The sequence below is a fragment of the Stenotrophomonas sp. YJH_SMC_64 genome (assembly GCF_059371375.1).
Window position 1 is genome coordinate 1 of record NZ_JCAFUN010000031.1, and the last position, 4520, is coordinate 4520.

Annotated in this window: 5 protein-coding genes; all 5 read left to right on the forward strand. The window is 67.0% G+C overall.

What is annotated here, in order from left to right:
- Positions 1 to 472 (forward strand): methyl-accepting chemotaxis protein (locus AC5P9L_RS21195; RefSeq protein WP_495201653.1); only part of this gene is annotated, 472 nt, incomplete at its 5' end.
- Positions 473 to 676: 204 nt separating this feature from the next.
- On the forward strand, positions 677 to 1450 hold the full coding sequence (locus AC5P9L_RS21200; protein WP_005413239.1) for a flagellar brake protein: 774 nt from the start codon (positions 677 to 679) through the stop codon (positions 1448 to 1450).
- A 232-nt stretch (positions 1451 to 1682) separates the two neighbouring features.
- Complete coding sequence (locus AC5P9L_RS21205; protein ID WP_005409516.1) at positions 1683 to 2174, forward strand: chemotaxis protein CheW; 492 nt, start codon at positions 1683 to 1685, stop codon at positions 2172 to 2174.
- A gap of 136 nt (positions 2175 to 2310) precedes the next feature.
- The gene (locus AC5P9L_RS21210; protein WP_005409515.1) at positions 2311 to 2694 is read left to right on the forward strand and encodes a hypothetical protein; all 384 of its coding nucleotides are present in this window, start codon (positions 2311 to 2313) and stop codon (positions 2692 to 2694) included.
- A gap of 101 nt (positions 2695 to 2795) precedes the next feature.
- On the forward strand, positions 2796 to 4520 hold a 1725-nt coding region (locus AC5P9L_RS21215; protein WP_495201654.1), incomplete at its 3' end, for a methyl-accepting chemotaxis protein.

The following is a 4520-nucleotide window of genomic DNA, read 5'->3' on the forward strand; positions in this document are numbered from 1 at the left end:
GGAGATCAAGGGCCTGATCGATGATTCGGTCGGCAAGGTCGCCGAAGGCTCCAGCCTGGTGCACCAGGCCGGCAGCACCATGGGCGAGATCGTCGCCTCGGTGCAGCGCGTGACCGACATCATGGCCGAGATCTCCGCCGCTTCGCAGGAACAGAGCGCCGGCATCGAGCAGGTCAACCAGACCGTGGTGCAGATGGACGAGACCACCCAGCAGAACGCCGCGCTGGTGGAGGAAGCGACTGCTGCGGCGCGCGCCATGGAAGACCAGGCCGTGCAGCTGGGCGAAGCCGTGGCGCGCTTCCGGCTGGCATCGCACGGCGTCGCCGCTGCGCCGGCACGGTTGGCAAATGCACCGCAGCCACGTCAGGTCGCGGCCGCCCTGCCCGTCACCAAGGCCGCACCGACACGGCCGCTGCGGGCGTCGGCCGCCCAGCCGGCGCTGGCTGCCGAGGGTGATTGGCAGGAGTTCTGACCCCACGCAGAAAGCATCCGCCCATGGGGTGGATGCACCAGCATGGCGGGCCACGGGGTCAGATCCCTTTCCCACGGGAAAGGGATCTGACCCCTTATGCATGGAAAGTGATGCAAATCTCACTTCATAATCCAATGCAGAGGCCGATATCCCCATCGAGCCTGCACCAACGCGTGCTGGCGCCCGCCCCTGATCACAGACTCCATGTCCGACGGCCACGACACTGAACTGCATGATGTCCACGCGGCCGACGCCGCGGACGAACGCTTCCTGGTCCGCAACCCCCGCCAGCTGCGGCAGCTGCTGCGCTCGCTGATCGACCAGCGATCACTGATCAACGCGCATATCGACGGCCGGGATCGTTCCTTCCCGACCGCCCTGCTTGATCTCGACGAGGACGAAGACTACCTGCTGCTCGACGGCAGCCCGCAGGAGGCATCGAACCGTGCCGCCGAGCAGGCCGACCACCTGCTCTGCTTCGCCCAGCTTGAACGTGTCCTTGTGCGGTTCCGCCTGCACGAACTGCAGCGCGTGGACAACGATGGCCACGTCGCCTTCCGCGCCCCGTTGCCGGACGAACTGGTGCATCTGCAGCGCCGTGAGCTGTACCGGCTGGAGACCCCGGTCACCGACTCGCCGCATCTGCTGCTGCCACCCGGCGAAGCACGTGCCGAAGCGCTGTCGATGCGGGTGGTGGACATCAGCGGTGGCGGCCTGGCCGTAGTGGTTCCCAACGACTGCGCCGTATTCGGCCTGCAGAAGCGCTACCCGGCGCAGCTGTCGCTGCCCGATGGCCCCGACCTGGACATCGAACTGGTGGTCTGCAACCTGCTGCCACAGCGACAGCCCAATGGCATCGAGGTCAAGCGCGTGGGAATGCGCTTTGACAGCCTGCCGCGCGGCGGCGACAGCGCCATCCAGCGCTACATCTTCCGCATCGACCGCCAGCGCAAGGCGCGCCGCAACGGCGAGCTCTGAGGCCCGTTCGACCGTTCGTGCCGGCCGGCGGCCGGCAACCCGCATGATGCCGTCGCCGGCCAGCGGCCGGCACTACCGATCTTCGGCGGATCCACGCCATATGCGCGTGCCGGCCGCGCCGCGGTAGATCCACGCCATGCGTGGATGCCTCTCCCCCGGCACCTAAAGTCCCCCCACGCGGGGCCGATATCGAGCCTGACACCGGGACTTCCGGCAGAACCAGGACCCCTCGATGAACGACAAGACCAGCTCCGCCGCCAGCGCCGGTGGCGAATTCCTCAGCTTCACCCTCGGCGCCGAGCACTACGGCGTGGACATCCTCAAGGTGCAGGAGATCCGTGGCTACGATGCGGTCACCCGCGTGCCGGACGCCCCGGACTACATCAAGGGCGTGATCAACCTGCGCGGCACCATCGTGCCGGTCATCGACCTGCGCTTGAAGCTGCGCCTGGACAACGCCCGCTACGACGCCTTCACCGTGATGATCGTGCTCAACGTCGAAGACCGCGTGGTCGGCATCGTGGTCGACAGCGTGTCGGACGTGATCCCGCTGTCGGCCGAGCAGATCCGCCCGACCCCGGAGTTCGGCGCTGCAGTCGACACCCGCTTCATCTCCGGCATCGGCACCCACGACGACCGCATGCTGATCCTGCTGGACATCGAGACCCTGCTCGACAGCGCCGACATGGGCCAGGCCTCCCTCGCCGAAGACGCTGCCGCCTGAGCCATCGGACCTGCTTCACGTTCTGGTCACAAAACCCTTCAGTTCCCCCCAGCAGTGCCGATAGGGGGACAGAAGCCGGTCGCGCAGGAGCGCGCGGAACCGGAACGACCATCACCATCCCCGGAGATACACCTCGATGAAGTCCCTGCTTGCGTTCGTTTCGGCCGCTGTCCTGGCCACCACCGCTTCCTCCGCGTTCGCCCAGGCGGCCGACATGATCCCGCCGGAACTGGCCCCGCGTTCGGTCGGCAAGGACGGCATGGTCTGTGGCAAGGTCGAAAAGGCCCGCTACGCAGAAGGTTCCGAAGGCCAGCCGACCTTCCTGTACATGGGCGGTGCCTTCCCGCGCCACACCTTCTCGGCCCGCATCGCCGGCGAGAACCGCGGCAAGTTCTCCTTCCCGCTGGAAACCCTGGAAGGCAAGACCGTGTGCGTGATCGGCAAGATCCAGCGCGACGCCTCGCGCGCGGAAATCGAAGTCAGCTCGCCGGCGGGCCTGAAGCTGGCCAACATCAAGTAATCCGCTGTCCGTCGAACCACGCCGGAGCTTGTGCCGGCGTGGTTTCTGCTGCAACCGGGCCCGACGCCCGGACGCGTCTGCCTTAGGAGATCGCAACGCCCATGCCGTGGATCAACAACCTGAAACTGATGCCGAAGCTGCTGTTGACCTTCGGCGTCCTCCTGCTGGTGATGCTGCTGCAGGGCATCGTCGCCTATCGCGGACTGCATTCGCTGAACAACGTCACCACCGAGTTGGCGGGTTCGCGCATGGAAAGCATCCGCATGGCCGGCGAGATGCGCGGCATGCTGGGCGAGTACCGCAATGCCGCCTACCAGCAGCTGATCCGCGCCAGCGATGACGTCAAGTCCGACGCGCGCAAGCAGGCCGTCGACCTGCGCACCAGCATGGACACGTCGATCAAGGAATACCCGAAGCTGGTCGACAACGCGCAGCAGAAGAAGCTGTTCGATACCTTCGCCAAGGAATGGAAGGACGCCCTGGCCTCCTACGACAGCGTCACCGAGATGCTGGAGCTGGACCTTCCGGACGATGCCATCGATACCTTCGTGGGCGAGACCCGCACCAAGCACCGCAAGGCTGCATCCGCGCTGGAAGCGCTGATCGCCGAAGACAACCGCCTCGCCCGCGCCTCGCGCGAAGAGGCCGCGTCCACCTATTCCGCCTCCGCCGTGCTGACCGTGATCGCCCTGCTGGGCGGCGCCGCGCTCGGCCTGGTGCTGGTCTGGCTGTTCGCGCGCGCCCTGGTCGGCAGCGTGCGTGGCGCCGTGTCGGTTGCCAACGACGTGGCCGGCGGCAAGCTCGATGGCCACATCGACGTCAGCCGCCAGGATGAAGTGGGCGAACTGATGCAGGCCATGCAGCGGATGCAGCGCGACCTGCGCGAACGCATCGAAACCGACCAGGCCGTTGCCCGCGAGAACCTGCGCATCCGCACCGCGCTGGACTACAGCTCGACCGGTGTCTACCTGACCGATACCAGCAACACCATCGTCTACAGCAACCGCGCCCTGCAGCAGACCCTCAGCCAGTACCAGGATGAAGTACGCCGCGACCTGCCGGACTTCGACGCCCAGGCCTCGTTGATCGGCAAGCCGGTCACCGTGCTGGAACACCGCGGCGAGATGGACCAGACGCTGTTGGGCAACCTGAAGGCCCACGGCGTCGCCCGTCGCCCGATGCAGTACGGCGATGCCCAGTTCGCGCAGGTGGTGTCGACCATCCGCAACGAAGGCGGCGACACCGTCGGCTACGTGGTGGAATGGCGCGACCGCACCCAGGAAGCACTGGTCGAAGCCGAAGTGGCGCGCGTGATCGCCCAGGCCGCCGCCGGCGACCTGTCCGGCCGCATCGACGCCAGCGACAAGGAAGGCTTCTTCCTGCAGCTGGCCCAGCAGATCAACGGCCTGCTGGACGCCAATGCCGGCAGCATCGAACAGATCTCCGGCCTGCTTGCCGCGCTGTCGCAGGGTGACCTGACCGTGCGCATGCACGGCGACTACCAGGGCGTGTTCGCCCGCATGCGCGACGACGCCAACGCCACCGCCGCGCAGCTGAGTGAAATCGTCACCCGCATCAAGCAGTCCAGCCGCGCGATCAGCTCGGCCGCCGGCGAGATCGCCTCGGGCAACAGTGACCTGTCGCGCCGTACCGAGCAGCAGGCCGCCAACCTGGAAGAAACCGCTGCCTCGATGGAGGAACTGACCTCCACCGTGCGCCAGAACGCCGAGCACGCCCGCCAGGCCAACCAGCTCGCCATCGGCGCGCACGGTGTCGCTTCGCAGGGCGGCGAGGTGGTCGGCCAGGTGGTCACCACCATGTCGGCC

Excerpts from the sequence above, each read along its gene's own strand:
- AC5P9L_RS21200 (WP_005413239.1), top strand. The coding sequence starts at position 677 with ATGTCCGACGGCCACGACACTGAACTGCATGATGTCCACGCGGCCGAC.
- AC5P9L_RS21205 (WP_005409516.1), top strand. The coding sequence starts at position 1,683 with ATGAACGACAAGACCAGCTCCGCCGCCAGCGCCGGTGGCGAATTCCTC.
- AC5P9L_RS21210 (WP_005409515.1), top strand. The coding sequence starts at position 2,311 with ATGAAGTCCCTGCTTGCGTTCGTTTCGGCCGCTGTCCTGGCCACCACC.